Raw genomic sequence first — 24,279 nt, 5'->3', positions numbered from 1 at the left:
GATTGCCACACACCTAGCGAAGCTAGGCTAGGTGTGTGGGAGGCCTTTTTCATTAAATCCCATCCATCATAATTACGATGAAAATAAAAAAGATTGTAGAAAAACATGAGTTTCTCTACAATCTGAGCAGCTCATGAATGAGCTGCTTTTTTATGATGACTGAATTGGCGTTAATCTTTGTTCTATTTCTGCTCGTTTGTGCTCTAGAAATGGCGGAAGGGCTAATTGATCACCAAGCTCATCTACCCCTTCATCGACTGTAAACCCAGGGCCGTCTGTTGAAATTTCAAATAAGATACCATTCGGCTCTCTAAAGTAAAGGGCTTTAAAGTAGAAACGTTCCACAACACCAGAGTTCGTGAAGCCTGCTTTTGATATTTTGTCATACCATTTTTCCAGCTCCTCTGCATCTTCCACGCGAAAAGCTACGTGATGCACACTTCCTCTGCCGGAACGCTCAGAAGGTCCTTCAGCTTTTTCGATCACATGAATTTCTGTTCCAGCACCGCCATTTCCTGACTCAAAAATGGTCACGATCTCACCATCATTTGATTGTTCACGCGCTCTTTCAGTGAAGCCAAGGATGTCTGTTAAAACACGGATCGTTTTGTCCGCTTCTGCAACGGTTAATTCAACTGGACCCAAGCCTCTAATTGCAAACTCTGCCGGAATATCGTCATGCACTGGCGGTGAGCCCGCTTCTTGTGCGTTCGGTTCTACTGTTAAAAATAGCTGCTGCCCTTCTGGATCTTGAAAACGCAAGGCAGGTCTTCCGCCTCTCAAGGAAGCCGTTTCTTGCTGCACACCTGTCTCATCAAACCGCTTTTCCCAAAATGAAAGTGCTTCTTCAGAAGAAACGAGAAGGCCTGTGCTTGTGATGGCGTTTGTTCCTTTCAAACGACGGGCAAGCATTGGAATTTCAAAGAAGGTGAGCTCCGTACCCGGTGAAGCAACCTCATCTCCATAAAACAAATGATACATAGATGGGTCATCCTGATTGACAGTTTTCTTTACAAGTTTTAAGCCAAGAATCTGGCGGTAGAAATCAACATTTTTTTGAGCATTGGCTGTTAATGCAGATACGTGGTGAATCCCATTGATTTTCATTACGTTCACTCCTATTTCAAAATATCTCGAATTCAAGATAATACCCTTATGAATAAAATAGGTCATTTTTCAAGAAAAGTCAACCATTTGGCTAGAAGTTCGGTTTCTGACGATAAAATTAACATTAAATCAAAAATAATCTTTTATCGTTCGTTTTTAAAGCAACGTTCATCCTGATATCTCCAATAAACGAACACTTTTAAATACAAATGCGAAAATCAGAAAATTTTTTTAATTCTTGTTTTCCTAAAATCGTATTACAATGAACAAAATACATGTCACAGTAACGTACGAAAGTGATGCAGGAGGTCGTGTGTAATGAACAAAGAACAACCAGCGTTAAAACAGGACATCGGCTTATTTTTTGCCCTATCTCTTGTCATCGGGACCATTATCGGGTCCGGCGTCTTTATGAAGCCAGGCAACGTCCTTTCCTATTCAGGAAGCTCAGACATCGCCTTATTTGCTTGGCTGCTAGGTGGAATTTTAACCCTTGCAGGCGGACTGACTGTTGCTGAAATTGGCACACAAATCCCTCGGACTGGCGGATTGTACGCTTATCTTGAAGAAGTGTACGGTGAGTTTTGGGGCTACTTATGCGGCTGGGTGCAGATTATCATTTACGGACCTGCCATCATTGGAGCGCTCGGTCTTTATTTTGGTTCATTATTAGCCAATTTATTTTCTCTTTCTTCTTTATGGTCGACAACAATTGGCATTATCACTGTTTTATTTTTATGTTTGATCAATATTATGGGAACGAAATACGGTGGTTTTGTACAAGGGCTGACCACCATCGGAAAGCTTGTCCCGATTGCCGCTATTATTGTGTTTGGCTTATGGAAAGGAAACGAAAATATCTTTATGGCTGTCAACGATAGTATCGCTCAAATGAACTTCGGTGCAGCGATTTTGGCTACGTTGTTTGCCTATGATGGCTGGATATTGCTTGCAGCACTTGGCGGTGAAATGAAAAACCCAGAGAAGCTGCTTCCTCGTGCAATGGCAGGCGGGATTTTAATCGTCACGGCTTGTTATCTCTTTATTAATGTCGCTCTTTTGCACGTGTTACCAGCAGATCAAATCGTCCAGCTAGGTGAAAATGCGACAAGTACTGCTGCGACAATGCTCTTTGGACCAATGGGCGGTAAGATCATTAGTATCGGAATCATCATTAGTATCTTTGGCTGTTTGAACGGAAAGGTTCTTTCATTCCCACGTGTGATTTTCGCGATGGCTGAACGAAAGCAAATTCCTTTCGCAAACGCGATTTCGCGTATTCACCCTACCTTCAAAACACCTTGGATTGCTGTATTTGTGCAAATTTTGATCGCCATTGTGTTTATGATCGTCAGTAATCCAGAAAAGCTGTCAGAGGTTTCGATCTTCATGATCTACATCTTTTATGTCATGGCCTTTTTCGCAGTCTTTAAGCTGAGAAAACAAAATAGCGGAATGGAGCGTGCTTATAGCGTACCACTTTACCCGCTCACACCGATCGTTGCAATTATCGGTTCTTTATTCGTCTTAATCAGCACCATGATCACCGACTGGAAAAGCTGTCTAATCTCCATGCTGATCGGGATTGCTGGACTGCCTATTTATTATTATATGAAAAAAGCACAAAAAAAAGCAGAGCGCTAAACAGCGCTCTGCTATTTTTTATATTGCTTGATCACTTTGTATGATTCGTTTAAATATCTCATGAGCCGGTATGGCTTACTAAGCACGCGGATTGGGAGTCTTGAGATAAATCCATTCAAATTCGCCTTATATTCCTGCGTCATCCGCTTCGGCTTTGTCGCAATTTTTTCGTATACTTCTTTGTAAAATTCCTTCATGATGTCGACTTGCACACTGATCTTCTGATGACACTCTGTACACTCAACGCTTTTCATCTGATCATTCACATAAACGATGCTGTGGAGGGTCTCTTCTTGGCACCGAGTACAATGTAGGTTTGCTTCCATTTCGGTTTTCTTCAAGATACACAGCTCCTTTCTCGTTTGATGTTGCTCTTTTTATACAATTCGATTGCTATCAGCCGTTTATTGGACGGAAGCTTCCTTTAAAATGGCTGCCGCCGTTAGTTCGTCTGTCACCAGCACTTGAATAAAGCCGCCATTTAAAGCCCCTAAAATACTTTCAGCTTTATGGGTTCCTTCTACAACAGCGATGACCGTTTTGACACTTTTTAACTGCTCCAGTGATAAACCAATGACCTTTTGGTTCAGTTCATCTTGGACAGGTTTGCCTTGACCGTCAAAGAAACGAAAGCCAATATCACCAACAGCCCCTGATTGCCTTAAACCAGATAAATCCTCTTCTTTTAAGTAACCAACTGTTTTTAACGTTGAACCTTTATGCGGGTTGCCAATACCGATGAGGGCAATATCTACATTTCTACCTTCTTCAAGCACAGCTTCTATATCCTGCATTGCCATAAGCCGCTCTTTTAATTCTTCTGTTTCTAAAATCGCCGGGGCATATAAATAGGAACACGTGCCATTCATTTTCTTTGCCAGCTCATATGCCAGCTGATTGGCATGAATGTCGACTGCCTGCCTGCCCATTCCGCCCTCTAATGGAATGACCTTCACATCGTTTCTTCGCTCAAACGGGTATTCCTTTACAAGCTCAGCCAGTGTGGTTCCCCATGAAATGCCGATTTTCTCCGCATCTTTCATGTTTTTAGATAGATAATAGGCACCTGCTTGACCGACTGCCCGTTTCACCATCTCAGACATTGTCCCGACACTTGGGACAACGACAGCATCTGTTAATTGAAATGTTGTTTCTAGCTGCTTTTCCAGCTCCACCGTATGAATACTTTCGTCCTTAATGTACACCTCAACGATTCCCACATCTTTTGCTTTTTGTAAGAGCTTTGAAATGACTGGTCTTGAGACATTGAGCTTTTTTGCGATTTCCTGCTGCGTCCACCCGTCTGTATAATAAAGATGAGCAACTTTGACGAGCTGTCGTCTTTCTTCCCAATTCAGCATGTGACATCATCCTTTTAATATACTATGATTCCCAGTATACCAAACATTCGTTTCTAATTGGAACAATTGTTACGAAAATGACAAAAAGAGCGATTACCTCTTCGCTCTTTTTCCCTCCGTATATTTTGGCTGATACGTTCTCCCGCCGTCTAGCAGGATAATTTGTCCGTGCAAATAGCTTCCCTCGTCACTTGTGAGAAATAAAGTGAGTCCTGCGATATCCTCAGGTCTTCCTAATCTCCCAACAGGTATAAGCGATTGCAGCTGCTTTTTCTCCTCCTCAGTAGGATAGAGCGTATCAAGCATTTGAGATTCAATCACACGGGGTGCAATCACATTGATACGCACATGGTGTGCCCCTAATTCCTTTACAAGCGAACGCATCAGGCCAAAAGCACCTGCTTTTGAGGCGTAATACTGAATTCCGCCGCCTGAGCCAGTTATAGCAGATCCTGATCCAATCATGACAATGCTTCCTTCTTGCCGCTCACATATATAAGGTGCTGACGCTTTGATGCAATAATAAAGACCATACAAGTTCACAGCCAGTGTCTTTTTCCAAAGTGAAAAATCGACTTCTAAAAAAGGAAGTGATTTTGTCATCCCTGCTGAATACACAAGATGAGCAATGCCGCCTAGCTCCCTTTCAGCTGCTGAGATCATCTGCTGAACACTTTCCCACGATGAAACGTCAGCTTGAAATGTCAGCAGCTCAGAGTGCTGTTTTTTTAAAAGTGAAAGTCCTTGTTCATCTATATCGGACACAGCCACTCTGTATCCTTCTTTTAAAAAACGCTCGGCAATTTCCTTTCCAATCCCTTGGGCACCGCCAACGATGAGAACTGGTTTTTGATCATTATCCAGCACTCTCACCCCCATCAAGCATAATCGCTGCACCATCTGTAAATGCGCCATATGATGTACTTAAAAAGACCGTCATATGGGCCACAGTCTCCTTGATTTGCTCTGTGTCAGAAACCAAATGGAGAGGAGGCGGCAATAGGGCGAGCACACGGATACCTTTGTCTTTAAATTCTCGCGCCAGCCCTTTTGTCATGGCATTCAGCATAGAATTCGATGTAGCATGTGAGATCCCGCCATCACCTGTAATACTGCCTGATGACGATATATTAATAATACAGCCTTGCTTCTGGTCCACCATGTGCCATACGGCGGCTTGACTGGAAAGAAAGACAGTATTCACAGCTGATTCCACTTCGTCCACCCATTTATCAGGGTGAGCGGCATCAAGCTCCGCTTCCGCTCCTTGCGCTGCTTGATTGACCAAAATATCTAGTTTCCCGCATGTATCGATCACTTGCCTCAGCATACGCGTGGCATCACGCGGTGTTTCTAGCGGGTTCATGATGATACTCGCCTGACCGCCCATTTTTTGAATGTCTTCATAAATGGATCTAGCCTTTGATTCATCATAAAATGTGTGTAAAAAAACATGTGCACCTGCCCGGGCTAAAGCCAGGCAGATGGCTTCTCCAAATCCATCTGTGCTACCTGTCACAAGTGCCGCTTTCTGATGAAGCTGGACGTGCACATGCATCTCCTCCCTATCCCTTGTTTGGCATTTATTTTCTCAGCTTACTCACGATATCAAGAGCTGCTTCATAAAAACCTTCTGAGATGGTCGGATGCGGATGAATCATTTTCGCCATCTCTTCTGCTGTTCCTTCTAAATACATAAAGGAGGAAGCTTCTGAAATCATCTCTGTGACGTGCGGACCAACCATCGTCGCGCCGATTACTTCACCATATACTGTATCGTACACCAATTTAATAAAGCCTGATTGAACACCTGCCGCTAGCGCTTTACCGCTAGCCGCTAAATCAAATCGTTCTGTTTGTACGTGAAGCCCTTTGGCTTTTGCCTCTTTCTCCGTAAGACCGACACTTGCTACCTCTGGTAATGTATAAATACATCTAGGCATAATATCAGCATTCATTTTTTCATGCTCACCACAAATATTGCTGACTGCAACGGCTGCCTCTGCCATCGCCGCATGAGCCAGCTGATAGCCGCCAGCGACATCCCCAACTGCATATACACCCTCAGCACTTGTCTGCATCTGATCATTCACCTTGATAAACGGACCATCCAGTTGAAGATCAAGCTGGCTAACAGCTGATACATTCGGTCTTCTTCCAACGCAGACAAGCAGTCTTTCCGCCGTAAAGATGTGTGTCTCCCCTTTATCATCTGTTGCATGAACCGCTTTGACTCCTTCGCTTTCCGTTACCTCTGTCACAGTGGTTTTCTTCGCGATATGGATGCTCTTTTTCTTCAATTCTCTTTCTAGCAGCTTAGATGCTTCTTCATCCTCTTGCGGAATAATGGACGGTGCTGCTTCAATAATGGTGACTTTTGATTGAAGACTCTGGAAAATACAAGCAAGCTCAAGCCCAATGACACCTCCGCCAATGATGACGACAGAAGCTGGGATATCTGAGATGTCAAAGATCGTATCACTTGTATCAAATTGAATGTCTCTAAGCCCCGGTATTGGCGGAATGGCCGGTGTAGATCCGGTGGCAATGATCAGTTCTTTCGTTTCAATCGATTGTGATCCACCTTGTTTTTCAATCTCAATCCGATGCTTTGTCACAGCTGTGCCTCTGCCATTATACACATCAATCTTTCCTTGCTTTAATAAAAAGGCGATTCCGCCTCTGAGCTTTTCAATGACGTCATCTTTGCGCTTTCTCATTTTATCGAAGGAAAGGATCATGTCACCTGTTTCGATTCCCCAGCTTTTCGCCTTTTCAATGGATTCAATCACTTCTGCATGTTTCAGCAGGGTCTTTGAAGGGATACAGCCTCGATTTAAACAAGTACCGCCTAAAAAATCCTCTTCAATCAAAGCAACCTTCCGTCCGCGCTCAGCTGCTTGAAGGGCGGCAGTATACCCGCCAGGTCCTCCGCCAATGACTGTCAGATCATACGTTTTCGTCATCCGATTCATCTCCTACATTAGCAATTCAAATGGTTGTTCAAGCACTTTTTTAAGGTCTGTTAAAAAGGCAGCCGCTGGTGCGCCATCTACGACTCGGTGATCAAACGATAAACTGACACCCATCATTGGCCGCACCTGAATCTCTCCATCTACCACAACAGGTTTATCTTGAATGCGTCCTACACCTAAAATTGCCACTTCTGGCTGATTAATAATCGGGGTAAAAGTATCAATGGCATACATGCCTAAGTTACTAATCGTAAAAGTGGACCCTTTCAGCTGGTCTGGCAGCAGTTTTTGATCACGTGCGTTTCGGCCAATTTCTTTCGCTTCTTTTGTCAGTTGTTTTAATCCTTTTTGATTCGCATGAGAAATGACTGGTACCATCAAGCCGTCTTTCACCGCAACAGCGAGACCAATGTGTACATCTTCACGGAAATGGAGCTCATTTTGTTCAAATGTCATATTGATATGCGGGTGGCGCGTGAGTACATGGCTGACCGCATGAATGATGATTTCTGTAAACGACAATCGGTAGCCTGTCTCTTTTTCAATCGCTGGTAGTAGCTGCTGACGCACTTCTTTTGCTTTCGTCATATCAATTTCACTTGTTAATGTGACGTGCGGTGCTGTAAAGGCACTTTGTGACATGCGATCAGCAATCACTTTTCTCATCCCAGCTAGTTTTTGTGTTTTCACAGGCGAAGCCTCTGCTGTTTGTGCTGCTGCTTTTACATCACTCTTCATGATTTTGCCATGAGCGCCAGATCCAGAAACTGCTGCTAAATCGATTCCTTCACGAGCAGCGACTTTTTCTGCAAGCGGTGAGACGCGCTGGTCTTTCTCGCTAGAATGAACGACTGCCTCGACGTCCCGCTTTTGGACTCTGCCTTTTGGCCCTGTGCCAGATACCTCTTGAATCGCCACATGATGATCCTTTGCCGTTTTTCTCGCTGCGGGCGTGGCACGTACTTTTTCATCAGATGTTTTTGGGGCTTCAGTAGAACTGGATGAAGCTGTGTCTGGTGAAGACGATTCGCTGCTTTCTGAGGAATCTTCATCTGCCTGTGCTGGCGGCTCGCTTGGTACCTGTTCATTTGCCTCTCCGATATATCCAATAACAGCATTAACTGGAATTTGATCATCAGCTTCGTAGTATTTCTTTAGAAAAATGCCGTCATCATAGGCTTCCACCTCGATGTTGATCTTGTCTGTCATAATTTCAAAAAGAGGCTCACCGATTTCAACCGAATCTCCTTCTTCTTTAAACCATTGAAGCAAGGTTCCGATCTCCATCGTACTGCTTAACTTCGGCATAAATATCTCTTTTGGCATGATCTTCTCCCCTTTATTTAAGAGCGTACAAGCTCTTTTGCTGCTTCAATAATATCTGGTACTTGTGGAATGACCGCTTTTTCCAGTGTCGGGTTGTATGGTATTGGGACTGCAAGACCGCCAAGTCGTTTAATCGGCGCATCTAAGTAGTCAAACGCTTCACTTTCCGCTATCATACTTGCAATCTCTCCGCCGTAGCCGCCTCGTTTGACCGCCTCATGAACCACGATACATTTACCTGTTTTCTTCACAGATTCGATTATGGTTTCTTCATCTAATGGGACGAGTGTTCTTGGATCAATGATTTCAACATCGATTCCCTCTGCTTCTAGTTCCTTCGCCGCTTCTAACGCTTTGTGTACCATAATCGCTGTTGCTACAATCGTGACGTCCTTCCCGCTTCTTTTCACATCAGCTTTCCCTAAAGGAATCGAATAAGGCTCTTCAGGCACTTCGCCGATTGTTTTATATAAAAGCTTATGCTCGTAGAAAATGACAGGGTTGTCATCATCCATTGCTGCTTTTAAAAGTCCTTTGGCATCATAAGCTGTTGAAGGCTGAACCACCTTTAGTCCCGGAATATGAGCCATCCACGCTTCTAAGCTTTGTGAATGCTGCGCTGCGGCACCCGTCCCTGATCCTGCTGGTGTTCTCACAACGAGCGGCACTTTTCCTTTTCCGCCAAACATGTATCGTGTTTTGGCCGCTTGGTTTACAAGCTGATCCATCGCGATTGTAATAAAGTCAGAGAATTGAAGTTCTAAAATCGGACGCATACCGGTCAAAGCCGCTCCGACTGCGCCTCCTGCGATGGCTGCCTCTGAGATCGGTGTATTACGTACACGCTCTGGACCGAATTCTTCAATCATGCCGCGCGTGACCCCAAAAGCGCCGCCATATACGCCGATATCCTCACCTAAAATGAATACATCTTGGTTCTCTCTCATTTCCTGACTCATAGCCTCTCGAACGGCTTCTAAATATGAAATCTCTCTCACTGTTGTTTTTGTCACGTGATTCCCCTCCTAATTAGGCGTATACATCCTCTAATAGTGTATCGATTGACGGTTCTTTACTGTTTTTGGCGAATTCAACAGACGCTTCAATTTCCTGTTTCGCTTCTTCCTGTAAAACCGCTGCCTGCTCTTCTGTCAAAACATTCAGTTCAATCAAGAGAGACTTAAAGCGTTTGATTCCGTCTTTTTGTCTCCACTCTGTTTCTTCTTCACGTGTACGGTATTTTTTCGCATCACTCTTAGAGTGACCCTTCCAGCGATACGTTTTCATTTCAATAAGTGATGGACCTTCTCCAGCTCTTGCGCGTCTGACTGCTTCATCTACTGTGTTCATAATCTCGACCATGTCATTTCCATCAATCGATTTTCCTGGTATTCCGTAGCTTTCTGCTCTTGTTGAAATGTCTTCAATGTTGATCATTTCTTTTACAGGGCCAGACATGCCGTACTGGTTGTTTTCACAAATGAACACAACAGGCAGATCCCAAATGGATGCAAGATTTAGCGCTTCGTGAAAGCTGCCTTCATTTGTGGCACCATCTCCGAAGAAACAAAGAACAACAAAGCCTTCCTGTTTCATTTTAGATGTAAGTGCCGCGCCTGTTGCCAGCGGGATACCGCCGCCAACGATTCCATTTGCGCCAAGGTTCCCTTTTTCTAAATCAGCAATATGCATCGAGCCGCCTTTTCCTTTGCAATAGCCAGTCTCACGTCCGAATAGTTCTGCCATCATTTTATTGACCTCTGCACCTTTTGCAATACAGTGACCATGTCCACGGTGTGTGCTGACGATCTTATCTTCATTCTTTAATACGGCAATCGATCCAACAGCTGACGCTTCCTGTCCGACACATAAGTGAGTGGTTCCATGGATAAGTCCTTTGGCAAAGAATTGATCGACCTTTTCATCAAAATATCTCACTAACCACATTTGTTTATATAAATCTGCTAATCTCTCATGACTAATCTGTTCAGGCAAAGTGATTTGTTTTTGCATTTCTTCTCTCCCCTTTACATTTGTTCTTATATGTTACATTTGTAATTATCATACGTTTAAGTATCATTGAAGTCAAGCAATTCTCTTTCATTTTTAAGCGTTTTCATTTTTTGTCAGAAAAAAGAGAAAGGCAAGCCCTTTTCTAAAGAACTTCTCTTTCTCTTCCAATCTCCCATGTTCTCATTCATCTGGATACATCATGATTTTGACACTTTCTCCTTCAGGGTGCCTTGCACATTCTATCGCTTGAAGCAGCTGACTTAACGGATAACGGTGCGTCACCATATTTTCTGTGTTGACTACTTTTGCCCTTAGAAGCTCAAGGGCTTCACGATAGTGATAAGGATGCGAGGAATAGGCTCCTACGACTTTCACTTCATCATGGAAAAACCGATCAGCCGGAATGGAGACGTCTCCCTTTGGAAAATGAGCAAACACTAAAATCGTTCCACCTCTCGCTACCGCTTGAAACGCTTCTTTTAAAAGTGCACTGCTCCCAACAGATATCATGACGAGGTCTGCTCCCTTTCCATTTGTTTCTCTCATGACCCGGTCTTCCACCGGCTCAGAGGCTGGATGAAAAGCAACATCTGCACCTAAATTTCTCGCTTGCAGCAGCCGGTTCTCATTCACATCCGTTATCATCACTTTTCCAGCCAAGTAATGTTTGGCGAGCTGTAGTTGGATACAGCCAATTTGCCCTGCTCCAAGGATCAGCACAGAATCTCCTGGATGAACAGGTGCTCGTTCAAACCCGTGGAGACAGCAGGCGACTGGCTCCACCATTGCCCCTTGCTCATATGAGACGTCCTTCGGGAGCTTGCCCATTGTGTGCTTGACATGCAATGCAGGTACGCGGATATACTCTGAAAACCCGCCCGGCTCTACATTAGTGGCCGCAAACTGCGGACACATTGTATAAAATCCCTTTTGACAAAAGTCACAGGTAAAGCAAGGCACATGGTGCGCAACATAAACCCTGTCTCCCGTTCGGATATTTGTCACATGCTTTCCGGTTTCAACAATATCACCAGCGATTTCGTGCCCTAGCACCGTTCCAGAGGGTACCGTCTCATGTGTTGCCTTGTAAATATCCGTGCCGCATAAGCCGCAGGCACGCATTCTTAATAGCACTTCATCATCACCAATCGCAGGCCGGTTCCGCTCCTCATACCGAATGTTCTCTGAAGAATAAAAGACAGCTGATTTCATGTAGCTGCATCCTCCTTTTCATCACCCTTCGCAAAATCCTGCAACGTTTGCACAAGCTGCTTGTACTCACTCATCTCACTGGATATCCAGTAACGTCCTCCGAATATGCGCGATGGGCCCACCCTGACATAGACTTTCCCGATATGAGGATATGGCTTGATAAAAAGCTTTCCTTTAATATCAGAGACCGCATATGTGTGCCATCTGCCAAAAGCTCCGATTTTCAGCTTATCTTCACTAATGATGACGTTTGTCGGCTGGTTCAGTCCAGTAATACTAGAAAGCATGAGGATAGGCAGCGTATAAACGCCTAACACAGCTAACGGCTCAGGTCCTGCTGACATTAACGTATAAAGAGACCAGAGGAAAAGCAGACAGATGAGCACGGCTGGAAGAAAAATGGACAACACTGCAGACGTTCGGCTATAAGCATGATGCTGCATGAGACGTCCTCCTTTCAGGTAAATGGAAGGAGCCGCGAAAGCTCCTCAATGGAATGAGTGCTTACTTAATATGATCTATGATTTTTTCAATATCATCTTCAATGCCAAATCCGGTTAAAAAGGATAATGTTTGAATCACAGGCGTTCCTTTTGTGTCACTCACTGGCGTGGTCGTCACGATTAAATCGGCGCCCTCCGCTTTTTGCGGGACTTCAGATGCCTTACACTGTTCCACCACGACATCATAGCCTTTTTCCTTTAACGTCTCTTCGACCTTCTTTGCAACAACCGTCGATGTGGCAACTGCCGTTCCGCATGAAACCAATATTTTCTTTGCCATGAGAATCCCTCCAGCTCGTTTATTGTTCTTTCTGATCTAAGCCCATTTCTTTCGCATACTGCTTTTTAATATCATTTCGCACCCAGTACCATAGAAGCGCATAAGCCAGAGCACAGATGATGGCTGCAATAAAGTACGGGTTGCTCGGATCAAGAAGTCTCACCATGATCCAAGGAATGACGTGGGAACCAAGGTCAATACCTGAAATCATGTTGGCCCCTTCTGGGAAATCAAAGCCGACTGCTTTCCCCATTGTTGTCGCAAGCGGTGCGAGATTCGTTGCGATAAAGAAGACAATCATCAATGTAAAAATGCTGTTAATAAGACCGCGAATAATATTTCCACGAGCGGCTGCTACTGCCCAAACAACTGTAAATGGAAGAACCGATAAGTCTGCAAACGGGAGCATGCCATTGTAAGGCAGAACGACAGCAAGTAAAATCGTAATCGGCACCATGAGAAGGGCTACCGCCATATTCGCCGGATGACCAATCACAATCGCTGTATCTAAACCAATATAGACATTTTTCCCAGGGAAACGCTTTTGAATATAAGAACGAGCGCCCTCAGAGATTGGAATAAGACCTTCCATTAATAACGCAACCATTCTTGGCATTAGTACAAGAACTGCTGCCATTTGAATACCAAGCGTCATGACGCCTTTCGCATCATAGCCGCCTAGAAGACCAATAATGATACCAAGTATGAGACCCATCACAAGCGGTTCGCCAAAAATGCCAAAACGTTTCTTCAATGTTTCTGGATCAGCATGAATTTTGTTTAAGCCAGGGATCTTGTCAATGATACGGTTGGACGCATACATAAGCGGCGCGAAGTTGACCGTTTCAGCATGAGCCATCGATACGCCTTTTAATCCAAAATGGTGTTCGATTGTCGGTGCCGTCCAATCGGCTAATTTAAGCGTGATAGCAGAGACGATTAAACCAACAGCAAGGGCCAAGAACATATTATGATAAGCGTAGTAAGTCACGGAGGCTGCGAAAATCAAATGCCAGAAGTTCCAAATATCCACATTCAGCGTTTTCGTAAAGTTAACGGACAATAAGATGACATTTAACAAAAGCACAAGAGGAATCATCAAAGGGGCAACGGGTGTACCAAAGGATATAGCAGCTCCAATCGGCCATCCAACATCCAAAATATCGAGCTTTAGCCCAAGGGAATTAACCATGGCTTTTGCTGCTGGCCCAAGGCCGCTCACAAGCAAATTAATGACAAGGTTGACGCCGACAAATCCAATTCCGATCGTAATACCGGCTCGGAAGGATTTCTTAAAGCCTTGCCTTAAAATCATACCGAAAATCGTCATAATAATCGGAAGCATAATAGTTGGCCCAAGGTCTAATATAAAATCGACAACTTGCTTGATCATACATCCACCTCCTGGATTTCTCAAATAAAGCGCTTACATTATTTTTGTGAAAGGCTATTGGTTTAATTCTTGCTCAAGCACGGCAACCGCTTCTTCATACGATGTCATGTGAGACAGCCTCGTCATCACCTCTTCTTTTCTAAAAAGTGTCATGAGCTTCTCTAACATCACGAGCTGCTTACTAGGTTCAGAGATTGCTAGGACGAACACAATTTTGGCTAGCACAGTTTCATCAGGGCTCCCCATCTTGTGAAAGATAACAGGTTCCTTTAAAGTGGCTACACTAATCGCAGGTTTGTTCACATGCTCAGGATCTGTATGTGGAATCGCTACCCCAAAGGTCGCAAGTGGAAGGCCCGTAGGATATGTTTTTTCTCTTTCAAGTACCGCTGGTAAAAAGCTCGACTTAATATATCCTCCCGCTTCTAATCGCTCCGCTAAATATGTGGTCACCTCCTCTCTCGAAGATGCATCGTACTGCAGCTTGATCAGCTGTTCATCTAACTCAAACAAGTTGTTCAAACAACCACCCCTTTCATTTGGCATAAATATGAACACATGTAACAAAAAGAAAGAACATTTTGGAATAGAACCTTTTATAAAGCGCTTACAAATATAATTACCGAAAAATGTTCAATGTTGTTACCTTTGTAAAGATATTATAATATTCTAAATTATAAGTCAATGTCCTAGGAAAAATTTTATAAAAAAAGATGCAGTCTTTTTTGCATCTTTCTTCAACTATGCTCTACTTCTTATTAAATGTGACTTCCTCTCTCTAAAAGCTCATGTACTTGCTCTTTGATGTCAGCAACAACCTTGTCATTCATACGCAAAAAAGGCCCTTAGCCATTGAAATACATCACAGTCCTGTACTTCAAATGGCCAAGAGCCTTCGGTTGTCTGATCAGCTATGTATGATTCAAACTATTCTCAGTTTTCTACTGTTTTCCTTATATTTAGACAAAAAAGAAACGCCATAAGAGGCGCTTCTTTTCCCGGGAAATGTTCTTATTGGGCAGAGAGCTTTAAATTGACGCCAACAGCAGTCCCGTTTCTCGAGGAGTCAGCCACTCCAGTAAAGGTTCCTGCTTTTCGATCAATGAGTAGAGCTTGAACATTTCCTATATCAATAGGCGAGTTGCCAAAACGATGCCCCATATCATTAAGCTTTGTTCTCACATCGAGAGGGACACCTACTTCATAACGATAAGAAGTTGGGCTGTTTGTATAAATCCTTGGTTCTTCAACTGCATCCTGAAGCTCCATGTCATATTCAAGCAAATTCAATATGGTTTGTGAAACAGAAGCAATGATGGTCGTTCCTCCCGGTGAACCTACTGTCATGACAGGCTCGTTATCTTTGAATATGATGGTCGGTGTCATACTGGATAATGGACGTTTATTCGGCTGAACTTCATTTGCTCCGCCAGGTCTTGCATCAAAATCTGTTAGTTCATTGTTTAAGAAAAATCCATATTCCGGGACGAGAATCCCTGTACCAAATAACTGTTCAATGGTTGTTGTGAATGACACAACATTTCCCCACTGATCGGCAACAGTAAAATGTGTGGTCTCACCAATGGTTTTATCTTCTGGCTGCGGGACAATAGGGGATGGGGTTTTTTCATCCTCATACGCCCATGGATCTCCTTCTTTCGGGTTACGATTCATTTGATCTAATTCAATAAGAGAGGCTCTTTCTGAAATGTAATCATCGTCTAATAGTCCTTTTAGTGGAACATCTACGAATTCGGGGTCGCCGGCATATGCAGCACGGTCAGCATAGGAGAGATGCATCGTTTCAGCAAGCAGCTGATATTTTTCGAATGATTTGGGGTCATATTGAGATAGGTTAAAGTGATCAAGTATTTTGAGCATTTGCAGCATAAACACCCCGCCTGAGCTTGGTGGAGGCATACTTGCAAGCTGATATCCTTTATAGTCTCCCCAGATAGGCTTGTCAGTCTTGACCTCATAACGATCAATGTCATCAGTTGTCATCGTTCCGCCAAAATCTTGGACTGTATTTGCAAGTGCCTTTGCTACTTTTCCTTCATAAAATGCTTTGCTTCCTTTTTTCGCAATGAGCTTAAATGTTTTTGCAAGACCTGGCTGAACTAGGAGGTCCCCTTCTTTGAGCGGCTGATCATCTGGAAGAAAGATTGACGCTGCGGCCGTTTTTTTCAATTTTCCTTGATGATCATCAATGGCTTTTGCCAGGACAGAATCGATTTCAAATCCATCCTCTGCAAGCTGAATGGAAGGCTTAATCAATTCCTTCATCGAGCGGGTCCCCCACTTATCTAATGCCGCCTCAAGACCTTTTACAGTCCCTGGAACACCAACAGCATTACCGTGTGTGGATCGCTCAGCGAACGGGATGACTTCCCCCTCATCTGTTAAAAACATGTCTGGTGTTGCGCCTTGTGGTGCTCTTTCTCGACTATTGATGATGGATGTTTCTTTAGTCTTCCCATCATAAACCATCATAAATCCTCCGCCGCCAATTCCAGACATCATTGGCTCTGTCACATTCAGTGCGTACTGGATGGCAACAGCAGCGTCAACAGCGTTTCCACCTTTCTTTAATACATCTGCACCCACTTCTGATGCGAGCGGATGGGCAGTAGCCACCATGCCATCCTTCCCAACAGCTACTTTATTCCCATGAGTTTCGTTTGCAGTGACCTGACTGACAGGCAGAAAAAACGAGAAAACCAACAGACATATGGACAAAATAGTTAGAGAAATGCGTTTCATACACAACACCCCTTCCATATTCTTACTTTGACCTTACCGACTTCTTGACCAGAATACAATAGATTATTCTAAAATTTCTAAATTTTTCATTCTATCATCCTATATTCATCAAATATAAAGCGGATTTTCAAAACATATGACATACTTACTCAGTAGGGATAAAGACACTATACTTCCATGTATTTGATTTCACGGTATAATAAACACATCACAAAGGGGGAAGAATGATGAATCAGAAAAGCACCTTATTTTGGGAAACATATTGGGAAGAAAAATCAGAAAGTGCACCAATTGACGCGTCTGTTTCCGCTTGGGCATTTGGAGCAGACCCAGATCAATTGCTTGACCTTGTTCTGCAAGGGAAAAAAACAGCGACTTGTTCTGGACACCTTTTTTACGAAAAGGAACAGGAGCCGCTTCCAAAGGCAGGACAATATGCGGTCATTTTGGACAGCCATGACGAACCAAAAGCCATCATAGAGATCACGCATGTAGATGTCATGCCAATGAATGAGGTTCCAGAATCATTTGCACAAGCAGAAGGTGAAGGCGATCTTTCATATAACTATTGGTACAGAGCCCATCAAGAATTTTTTACAGAAGCACTCAAACCGTACGGATTAGAATTCAAAGAAGACATGCTCCTTGTTTGCGAGCGATTTAAACTTATTTATTCAGCTTCTTAAGCTTTAAGCGGCGCCAAAAATGGACCGCTTTTTTCATTTCTTTTCTCCTTTCTGAAAAAGGTGTGTTGAGAACACATCTTTAGGTCAGAATAAGATCAAATAGAAAAAGTGAAGAAATTTTCGACTACACCTGTTTTTTTTCGACAAAAGAATATATAATTATTTGATGTGTGCATTGTCTCATTTATACAATGGAGGGTTTTTACATGTTAAAAAGGAAAAAAGACAAGTTTTCCGTCTTGTTAACGGAAATTGCTAAAAATTTAGATGAAACTGCTGAGTATTTTGTTAGCTATAAAGTAACAAATCAAACCACTCTGAAAGAATTTTCTGACACATTGAAGGAATATGAGACAAAAGGTGATAATCATGTTCATACTATGATTAAAGAGCTGAACAAAGCCTTTATTACACCGATTGAACGTGAAGACATTCTTCAATTGACGAATAGCCTCGACGATGTTTTAGATGGAATTGAGCATTTTTCAGCGACAATGGAAATTTATTCAATGACAAGCTCTGACGAACATATCGACAAATTCAGCCACTACATCAGAGAATGTGCAAAGGAAATTTTAATTACAATCGATTTACTGGCTGAAAATCGCTTAAAAGATATTCAACCACACGCAATCAAAATCAAAGAGATCGAGCATAATTGTGACAATCTTTATCGTAAATCACTAAAGAACTTGTTTGGAAAAGAAACTGATCCAATCAAGGTCATTCAATACAAAGAAATTTACGAAACACTTGAAGAAATCGCTGATTCCTGTCAAAGTGTTGCCAACAATCTAGAAACAATCATTATGAAGAATGCGTAACGGGGTTAGTTAAACATGGACACATTACTCATCCTTACCATATTTATTGTCATTTGTGCACTTGCTTTTGATTTCATCAACGGATTTCACGATACAGCAAATGCCATTGCCACTTCGGTTTCAACAAAGGCGTTAAAGCCTAGACATGCTATTATTATGGCAGCGTTCATGAACTTCTTAGGAGCAATGACATTTACAGGTGTGGCAAAGTCCATCACAAAAGACATCGCAGATCCTTTTACACTTCAAAACGGTTCTGTTGTCATTTTGGCTGCTTTAATTGCGGCCATTACTTGGAACTTGCTTACTTGGTATTACGGGATTCCGAGTAGTTCTTCACATGCACTGATCGGATCAATCGCAGGAGCTGTTATTGCCTCTGCTGGTTTTGGCGCTTTAAACTATTCGGGATTCATTAAAATCATTCAAGCACTATTGCTTTCACCTATCCTAGCTTTCGTATTGGGATATATCGTGTATACCATTATCAAATTTGTATTCAGAAACAACAATCTCGCAAAAACAAATAAACAATTCCGACGTGTTCAAATTTTAACTGCTGCACTGCAATCGTATACCCACGGAACAAACGATGCGCAAAAAGCGATGGGAATTATTACGATGGCTTTAATTGCAGGTAATTTGCATACAACAGACGACATTCCTTTCTGGGTACAATTCTCTTGTGCGCTTGCAATGGGACTAGGTACTTCTATTGGCGGCTGGAAGATTATTAAAACAGTCGGCGGTAAAATTATGAAAATTCGTCCAGTAAACGGAGTATCTGCCGATTTAACGGGTGCAGCGATTATCTTCGGTGCGACATTTATTCACTTACCTGTTAGTACCACTCACGTGATCTCATCTTCTATTCTAGGTGTAGGTTCTGCACACAGAGTAAAAGGAGTAAACTGGGGTACGGCAAAACGCATGCTTGTCACTTGGGTGATCACATTACCGATTTCAGGAACTCTAGGGGCTCTTATATACTTTGTGTTAAATGCGATTATCTAATATCAAAGACCTGTCAGACAGGTCTTTTTTTATTTGCCCGCACACTTCAACACCTTGTTCCTACAAGGCATTTTTTCATGAAGCAGGGTTTCCAATCATATCCATAGAAATAAATAAGTATCCATCTGTCTATGGGAGAGAAGAACATGCTATTATTTTTTCAATTGACCGTGTGGTTATTGCTAGGTGCCCTTGCTGTATATGTATTTGCCGTATGGCGTTTTGAACAAAAAGTAAAAGAAAAGATGTTTGCCATTCGAAAAACGTGGTATTGGATTTATGTAGCTGGTGCTGTTGTGTACTGGACAAATGACCCTTCTTCAATCTTCACCGATTGGATGCACTACTTGATTATTGCTGTTTTTTTTGCATTAACCGATGCATTCATCTTTCTCAGCTCCTATATTAAAAAACTCGGAAATCACGAACTAGAAATCGACACCCACCAACTCCTAGAACAAAATAACGATCTACTTCATTCTTATCTCAACAAACTAAAAACGTACCAATACCTATTGAAAAACGAACCGATCCATGTATATTATGGAAGTGTAGAGGCATATATAGAGGGAATTGAACGGCTCATTTATTCTTTTGCCGACAAGATGAATATTCAAGCGGTTCTTTGTCCATACGATACGCAGGAACAAAAAGATGACCTGCTGCGGACACTTGACCAGCGAGCTCTTATTCAGGCGAAGCTTGACAGGCAGGAAGTCTATTACGATGATTTCGGCAAATTGGTGCTCATCCCGTTTTCTGTAGCAGATGATCACTTCGTCATTAAGCTTACCTCTGATGACATTGTCACTGAGTTCGACTATTTATTAATGACGTCACTTACAACAATTTATGACCTAATCTTGCCTGACGAAGAGGAAGGTGATGAAGATGGACCACGCACTTCAAGGGGATAACAACAATCGCAAGAAAAACCCTTTTAAGATTTTAAAGAAAAAGCAACATATCAGTATGGCGGATTACAAGGTAAGTCCCCATACAGAGCGTATTTTTAAAAAGAATGAACAGCTATTGGATGAGTATAAAAATAAAAGGGCTTGATTACACTAAAGGACGCGGAACAAAATCCGCGTCCTGCTTCCATTTTTACATAGACTTGCATACAATAATCTATACGTTGCAACGATTGAGGTGCCAATAAATGAAAAAGAAAATCAAACAATTGAGATATGTTCAGTTTGCTGAATATAAGTCGTCGCCTTATATGCGTCGATTAAATGAGCAAAGTGAAGCAGTCATCCAATCATACAAACAGAAACACTCACTTACTTAACAGCTTCAGAAGTTTTTCCTTCGTTTTAGGTCCGTATACCCCATCACTTGTCAGACCATTTACCAGCTGAAAACGCGCTACGGCGTTCGCCGTTTTTTCTCCGTAAACTCCGTCTATTCCTTTATTTGCAGCTGCTTTATCAGGATAAAAATAAACAGCAGCAAGCGCCTGTTGGACGAGGCGTACGTGCTCTCCCTTTGTCAATGGAGACGTCACCTTTAAAACCCCATCTGGCAGCTCATACGTGCTCTTTGCATCGTTACGATAAATTTTGAGAACCTGTCCAATTTGAATCTTATTCGGATCACTAATGTCATTCCACTTCTGTAAATCTTGAACTGTGACCCCATGAGCTTTCGCAATACTCGTTAACGTATCTCCGCTTTTCACGACATACGTGATGACCGGCTCCGGATCTTCTGCCGTTTCAATCCCTTTTTTAAATTCATCCCATGTAGAAAGAAGCTGGCGTGGACATGCTTTTCCAGACCAGTACTGATGTGTGACCACGTTTGCTAGCGGAATGTGATGTTCTTTTAATAGCTTTTGAATAAGCCATTGTGCATGTTTGACCGCTTGCTGAAAATTTCCATCTTCATTCTCACAAATTTCAATTCCGATCGACTTCCGGTTACCATTCCCATGTCCATCCCCTGCATGCCAGCCATTTTCATTTAACGGCAGATGCTGAAAGATTTCATGATCATCCACTGTAAAATGCCAGCTCACCTCTGTCGCTGGGCGTTTTACATAGGCCGCATGACTTTTCGCATCCGCTCCCTTTGACGTGTTTGCTGTGTTATGCACCGTCACATACTCTGGTGTCATCGCATATCCTGGGCGGTTTCCGTTTCCAACTGGAATAAAATCTTGATAAATTTGTACCATGTTCTGCACTCCCTTTTGCTAGATTGAATTGATCTTTCTCATCAATCGGTGGCGTTCGTAAGACAATACTTGTTTGTTTTCATGAGAAGACTATGGTAAAATTTGAATTCAATCACTCTTTTTAGTAGTGGAAAGTGCAAAAATACAGAAAAAAACAGGAATTACTTCCATTTTTCCTTGAATTTATGTTAAAATTGTTAAAAATAAGCCGATATAAAAAGTAAGTAATAGCTCAATTAGCTATTTAGTCCTATATGGGCTTTTCTTTTACGCCAAAAATAGAACATACGTTTGTATGGAGGTTTTTTAAATGACTGGTTTTTTAACCCATTTAGAAGAAGATATTAAGCGGTTATATGCTCAATTACAAATAAGCGGTCCCGCTTATAGAGAGATGCAAAGGATCGCTTCTGAATTTCATGTATGGGTCCACTACGAGGAGACTGGCAGCATGATGATCCAACATCAAGGTCTTTACAGTATTATATTAAACAGATCCCTATCACCTGAAGAACAATGGCAGGATTTTGCCCACGAGCTTTGTCATGTGCTAAAGCATACAGGCAATCATTTCAAAATGAACAAACTTTTTCGAGAACTGCAGGAGTTTCAGGCAAAACAATTCATGTATCACTTTTGTGTTCCAACCTTTATGCTGCTGCAAATGAAGCTTCCAACCCTTCGGCAGCAAGCCATTTTGCATATTGCTCAAACGTTTCACGTCACCAGAGCTTTTGCTGAAAAGCGGCTTGCCTTATTCGAACAGCGAAAAGCAGGCATTCGCTTTCAACAGGAGTTTACGTCTTATTTAATGAAAGCAGAAAAGGTCGCAGAAAAAGAAGCTGTTTATCAAACGTAAATCATCACATAAAACGATAATAGTTTATTCATAAAGGGCTAATACTTGTTTGAGTACATTTGTGTACCGATAAAATTGTTCAGTTTGTGTATCACGCCGGTAGCGACGCCTAAAGTCTTGAAAAAATGCTCTTCTTTGCGCCTGACTAATTTCAAGTTGTACACTTTTTCCCGTCAGACATTGGTTATTAATATTATCAGGATGTGTTCCAGAAAAACGATCAGATTCAGATAGAAGCAATGCGTGAAAGCCATTTAGCGTTAAACGTTTCACAGTTTCTGCCGCTCTTTCTCTGTCCGTACCTCCCACTAACGTTTGAAGCACCTCTGTTTCTCCGTAACCATGGAGTGCAAACGTATAATGATGGGTATGCACCTGTGAAAGGCAAACCGGCTCATCAAAACGTGTACTTGTAATATGAAGAACATGATTGCCTTTTACTTTAAGGCCTTCAAATAAATACATAGAATAATCACTAGATATTTCATGAATGAGCTCACTCACGCCGGATTCAATTCCTCCGGCATGAGGCGACAAAACCAGAAGCTGGTCACCTTTCCGCTCGTGAAGAATTCGATAATCAATTCCTATTCTTTCATGAGCGGAAAGCTCTTCATAACTTTGATACGTATCGATGATTTGTCTCATGTCATCTGCCCCATTTCTCTATATGAGCATAAGTCTACTGATCCCTTATTCTTTTGTAAAGAGGTTTCGAATCAAATACACCACTTGAATTCTTCCTTAAATTTTCCTTACATTTACGGCTTTCTGTTGAATTTTGAGAAAAAATGACCGATAATTGAAACGAATAGAACTTTTGGACTATATGAATCTTTTTGTATTCTCTCTCATAAATTAGAAATATTGTGATCTACATCTGGAGGAATTTTTCATGTTAAAAAAGAAAACCACCCTCATCCTTATCATCTTACTCCTTAGCTTCGCTGGCATTATTTATTGGAAATGCTTCTCTCTTCAAGGCGTGTCTCACGGAACATTCATCCGCTCGATGTCATCACCTGACGGAATGTACATCATCAACACCTATCAGCATAGCGGAGGAAAGCTAAAGGAAAACGCAGTTAGAGCAGAAATTGAAAACAAACTGACCCACCGTAAGAAGACGATTTACTGGAAATACCCTGACAAAGACCCTCTCATCAAATGGAAAAACGGACAGCTTGTTCAAATTGGACATGAGTTTTTAAATGTGGTGAAGGGCGACACGTATGATTATCGCTTTGATCAGAACAAGAGAAAATAGCGCATCAAAAAGACGAATCCCTCTTGGATTCGTTTTTTAAGTTGACATCACATGCTGCATGAATTCTTTCATTTCTTTACTTACGATCGTCAATCGTTCCACAATTTCGCTAAACTCCGTCACAAGTAAAGCCTGTTCAGATGAAGAACCTTTCATACGGCCCATACTCTCAAGTAATGTATGTATATTGGAGGAAATCCCTTGCAATGAGCTTTCGATGTTTTCTGTTGCACGTGAAGTTTCACTTGAAAGCTTTTGAACCTCACTTGCTACAACACTAAAACCAGCTCCCTCTTTTCCTGCCCTGGCCGCTTCAATTGACGCATTCAATCCTAGCAAACTCGTTTGTTTCGAGATGCCTTTAATCATTTTTGTAATATCGGCTGTTTGTTTCGAGCTTTCAAGTGTTTGCTGCGTTTGTAAGGTCATCTCCTCACTTGTAGCAGAAAGCTCCTCTGAATGTGCCGCCACCACGTGCACCTTTTCTTGAATACTTTGAATGATGTCATTTAATGACTCCATATATGCTTCAAGCTCTATTTGATTTTTGAGCGGAAATCCTAAAGCGAGGGCACCAATCACTTGCCCATTTTCATCATAAATTGGCAATCCCATTGCATTTAATGGTACTCCATACACTGATTCAGGTACAAACATACTTGATGTCTCACCTCTCAGCGCTTTTTTCATATTCAGATCATCTGCTTTAATATGTTCACCAGCTCGAATTTGAAAATCAACATCTTTCGATGGCAAATACAGCAAAAATTTCTCTCGGTCAATGATACCCATCGTCACTTCATTTTTTAAAATCTGCATCATATAAGGTGCTGCTGTCACAATACTCTGTAGTATATCCAATTTCTCTAC

At 42.2% G+C, this 24,279-nt stretch carries 26 protein-coding genes; 8 read left to right on the top strand and 18 right to left on the bottom strand.

From position 1 onward, the window contains the following. Nucleotides 1–150: 150 nt before the first annotated feature. On the bottom strand, nt 151–1,107 hold the full coding sequence (locus C6Y02_RS14185) for a ring-cleaving dioxygenase (RefSeq protein ID WP_066031000.1): 957 nt from the start codon (nt 1,105–1,107) through the stop codon (nt 151–153). Between the two features lie 318 nt (nt 1,108–1,425). Between C6Y02_RS14185 and C6Y02_RS14180 the strand changes: the two genes are divergently transcribed. Further along, on the top strand, nt 1,426–2,751 hold the full coding sequence (locus C6Y02_RS14180) for an APC family permease (RefSeq protein ID WP_106031542.1): 1,326 nt from the start codon (nt 1,426–1,428) through the stop codon (nt 2,749–2,751). A gap of 11 nt (nt 2,752–2,762) precedes the next feature. Here C6Y02_RS14180 and C6Y02_RS14175 read toward each other — a convergent pair whose 3' ends face one another. The 14 genes from C6Y02_RS14175 to ggt all read right to left on the bottom strand — a co-directional run bounded on the left by C6Y02_RS14175 (nt 2,763) and on the right by ggt (nt 16,577). Further along, nucleotides 2,763–3,092, bottom strand: a complete 330-nt coding sequence (locus C6Y02_RS14175; RefSeq protein ID WP_008358910.1) for a hypothetical protein — start codon at nt 3,090–3,092, stop codon at nt 2,763–2,765. 63 nt (nt 3,093–3,155) lie between these two features. Further along, nucleotides 3,156–4,112: a sugar-binding transcriptional regulator gene (locus C6Y02_RS14170; RefSeq protein WP_034663059.1), complete on the bottom strand. Its 957-nt coding sequence runs from the start codon at nt 4,110–4,112 to the stop codon at nt 3,156–3,158. 93 nt (nt 4,113–4,205) lie between these two features. Further along, nucleotides 4,206–4,991, bottom strand: a complete 786-nt coding sequence (locus tag C6Y02_RS14165) for an SDR family NAD(P)-dependent oxidoreductase (RefSeq protein ID WP_106031541.1) — start codon at nt 4,989–4,991, stop codon at nt 4,206–4,208. Continuing rightward, nucleotides 4,969–5,670 (bottom strand): SDR family NAD(P)-dependent oxidoreductase, encoded by a 702-nt coding sequence (locus C6Y02_RS14160; protein WP_223256578.1) that lies wholly within the window; start codon nt 5,668–5,670, stop codon nt 4,969–4,971. The genes C6Y02_RS14165 and C6Y02_RS14160 overlap by 23 nt, the downstream gene beginning before the upstream one ends. 25 nt (nt 5,671–5,695) lie before the next feature. Continuing rightward, on the bottom strand, nt 5,696–7,078 hold the full coding sequence (lpdA, locus tag C6Y02_RS14155) for a dihydrolipoyl dehydrogenase (protein WP_066031002.1): 1,383 nt from the start codon (nt 7,076–7,078) through the stop codon (nt 5,696–5,698). A gap of 12 nt (nt 7,079–7,090) precedes the next feature. Continuing rightward, a complete protein-coding gene (locus C6Y02_RS14150; protein ID WP_106031539.1) occupies nt 7,091–8,413 on the bottom strand; it encodes a dihydrolipoamide acetyltransferase family protein in 1,323 nt (440 codons plus the stop codon). Nucleotides 8,414–8,430: 17 nt separating this feature from the next. Continuing rightward, nucleotides 8,431–9,411: an alpha-ketoacid dehydrogenase subunit beta gene (locus C6Y02_RS14145; RefSeq protein WP_034620051.1), complete on the bottom strand. Its 981-nt coding sequence runs from the start codon at nt 9,409–9,411 to the stop codon at nt 8,431–8,433. 31 nt (nt 9,412–9,442) lie between these two features. Next, nucleotides 9,443–10,426: a thiamine pyrophosphate-dependent dehydrogenase E1 component subunit alpha gene (locus C6Y02_RS14140; protein WP_066031003.1), complete on the bottom strand. Its 984-nt coding sequence runs from the start codon at nt 10,424–10,426 to the stop codon at nt 9,443–9,445. Between the two features lie 180 nt (nt 10,427–10,606). Beyond that, nucleotides 10,607–11,638, bottom strand: a complete 1,032-nt coding sequence (locus C6Y02_RS14135) for an alcohol dehydrogenase catalytic domain-containing protein (RefSeq protein WP_106031538.1) — start codon at nt 11,636–11,638, stop codon at nt 10,607–10,609. After that, a complete protein-coding gene (locus C6Y02_RS14130) occupies nt 11,635–12,081 on the bottom strand; it encodes a hypothetical protein (protein WP_106031537.1) in 447 nt (148 codons plus the stop codon). The genes C6Y02_RS14135 and C6Y02_RS14130 overlap by 4 nt, the downstream gene beginning before the upstream one ends. A gap of 61 nt (nt 12,082–12,142) precedes the next feature. Continuing rightward, nucleotides 12,143–12,421: a PTS sugar transporter subunit IIB gene (locus C6Y02_RS14125; protein WP_003212259.1), complete on the bottom strand. Its 279-nt coding sequence runs from the start codon at nt 12,419–12,421 to the stop codon at nt 12,143–12,145. A gap of 19 nt (nt 12,422–12,440) precedes the next feature. Beyond that, on the bottom strand, nt 12,441–13,814 hold the full coding sequence (locus C6Y02_RS14120) for a PTS galactitol transporter subunit IIC (RefSeq protein ID WP_060596069.1): 1,374 nt from the start codon (nt 13,812–13,814) through the stop codon (nt 12,441–12,443). 54 nt (nt 13,815–13,868) lie between these two features. Continuing rightward, on the bottom strand, nt 13,869–14,336 hold the full coding sequence (locus C6Y02_RS14115; RefSeq protein ID WP_060596068.1) for a PTS sugar transporter subunit IIA: 468 nt from the start codon (nt 14,334–14,336) through the stop codon (nt 13,869–13,871). A 489-nt stretch (nt 14,337–14,825) separates the two neighbouring features. Next, nucleotides 14,826–16,577: a gamma-glutamyltransferase gene (gene ggt, locus C6Y02_RS14110; protein ID WP_106031536.1), complete on the bottom strand. Its 1,752-nt coding sequence runs from the start codon at nt 16,575–16,577 to the stop codon at nt 14,826–14,828. A gap of 227 nt (nt 16,578–16,804) precedes the next feature. Between ggt and C6Y02_RS14105 the strand changes: the two genes are divergently transcribed. From C6Y02_RS14105 to C6Y02_RS14085, 5 genes are all read left to right on the top strand, one after another. Beyond that, complete coding sequence (locus tag C6Y02_RS14105) at nt 16,805–17,263, top strand: ASCH domain-containing protein (protein ID WP_106031535.1); 459 nt, start codon at nt 16,805–16,807, stop codon at nt 17,261–17,263. A 206-nt stretch (nt 17,264–17,469) separates the two neighbouring features. Further along, complete coding sequence (locus C6Y02_RS14100; protein WP_003212390.1) at nt 17,470–18,087, top strand: DUF47 domain-containing protein; 618 nt, start codon at nt 17,470–17,472, stop codon at nt 18,085–18,087. Nucleotides 18,088–18,102: 15 nt separating this feature from the next. Further along, complete coding sequence (locus C6Y02_RS14095) at nt 18,103–19,101, top strand: inorganic phosphate transporter (protein WP_034663089.1); 999 nt, start codon at nt 18,103–18,105, stop codon at nt 19,099–19,101. Nucleotides 19,102–19,247: 146 nt separating this feature from the next. After that, nucleotides 19,248–20,018, top strand: a complete 771-nt coding sequence (locus C6Y02_RS14090; RefSeq protein WP_106031534.1) for a type II toxin-antitoxin system SpoIISA family toxin — start codon at nt 19,248–19,250, stop codon at nt 20,016–20,018. Next, nucleotides 19,987–20,163, top strand: coding sequence for a type II toxin-antitoxin system SpoIISB family antitoxin (locus C6Y02_RS14085; protein ID WP_080984789.1), 177 nt, complete (start codon nt 19,987–19,989; stop codon nt 20,161–20,163). The genes C6Y02_RS14090 and C6Y02_RS14085 overlap by 32 nt, the downstream gene beginning before the upstream one ends. Before the next feature lie 220 nt (nt 20,164–20,383). Here the strand turns inward: C6Y02_RS14085 and C6Y02_RS14080 are convergent, their stop codons facing one another. Continuing rightward, nucleotides 20,384–21,283 carry an N-acetylmuramoyl-L-alanine amidase gene (locus C6Y02_RS14080; protein ID WP_060596066.1) on the bottom strand — a complete coding sequence of 300 codons (900 nt, stop codon included), beginning with the start codon at nt 21,281–21,283 and terminating at the stop codon, nt 20,384–20,386. 310 nt (nt 21,284–21,593) lie between these two features. Between C6Y02_RS14080 and C6Y02_RS14075 the strand changes: the two genes are divergently transcribed. Continuing rightward, on the top strand, nt 21,594–22,142 hold the full coding sequence (locus tag C6Y02_RS14075; protein WP_060596065.1) for an ImmA/IrrE family metallo-endopeptidase: 549 nt from the start codon (nt 21,594–21,596) through the stop codon (nt 22,140–22,142). A 24-nt stretch (nt 22,143–22,166) separates the two neighbouring features. On the opposite strand, the gene C6Y02_RS14070 is transcribed toward C6Y02_RS14075, so the two are convergent. Further along, complete coding sequence (locus C6Y02_RS14070) at nt 22,167–22,790, bottom strand: poly-gamma-glutamate hydrolase family protein (RefSeq protein WP_034663100.1); 624 nt, start codon at nt 22,788–22,790, stop codon at nt 22,167–22,169. Nucleotides 22,791–23,037: 247 nt separating this feature from the next. Between C6Y02_RS14070 and C6Y02_RS14065 the strand changes: the two genes are divergently transcribed. Beyond that, on the top strand, nt 23,038–23,409 hold the full coding sequence (locus C6Y02_RS14065; RefSeq protein ID WP_034663103.1) for a DUF5412 domain-containing protein: 372 nt from the start codon (nt 23,038–23,040) through the stop codon (nt 23,407–23,409). A 36-nt stretch (nt 23,410–23,445) separates the two neighbouring features. Here C6Y02_RS14065 and C6Y02_RS14060 read toward each other — a convergent pair whose 3' ends face one another. Further along, nucleotides 23,446–24,270 (bottom strand): methyl-accepting chemotaxis protein, encoded by an 825-nt coding sequence (locus C6Y02_RS14060; protein WP_106031533.1) that lies wholly within the window; start codon nt 24,268–24,270, stop codon nt 23,446–23,448. Nucleotides 24,271–24,279 lie beyond the last annotated feature (9 nt).

The sequence above is a fragment of the Bacillus sp. NMCC4 genome, from assembly GCF_002998555.1.
In the GTDB taxonomy this organism is placed as follows: Bacteria; Bacillota; Bacilli; order Bacillales; family Bacillaceae; genus Bacillus.
Note: the sequence above shows the minus strand (reverse complement) of the source record. Positions and strands in the feature narration are given on the sequence as shown.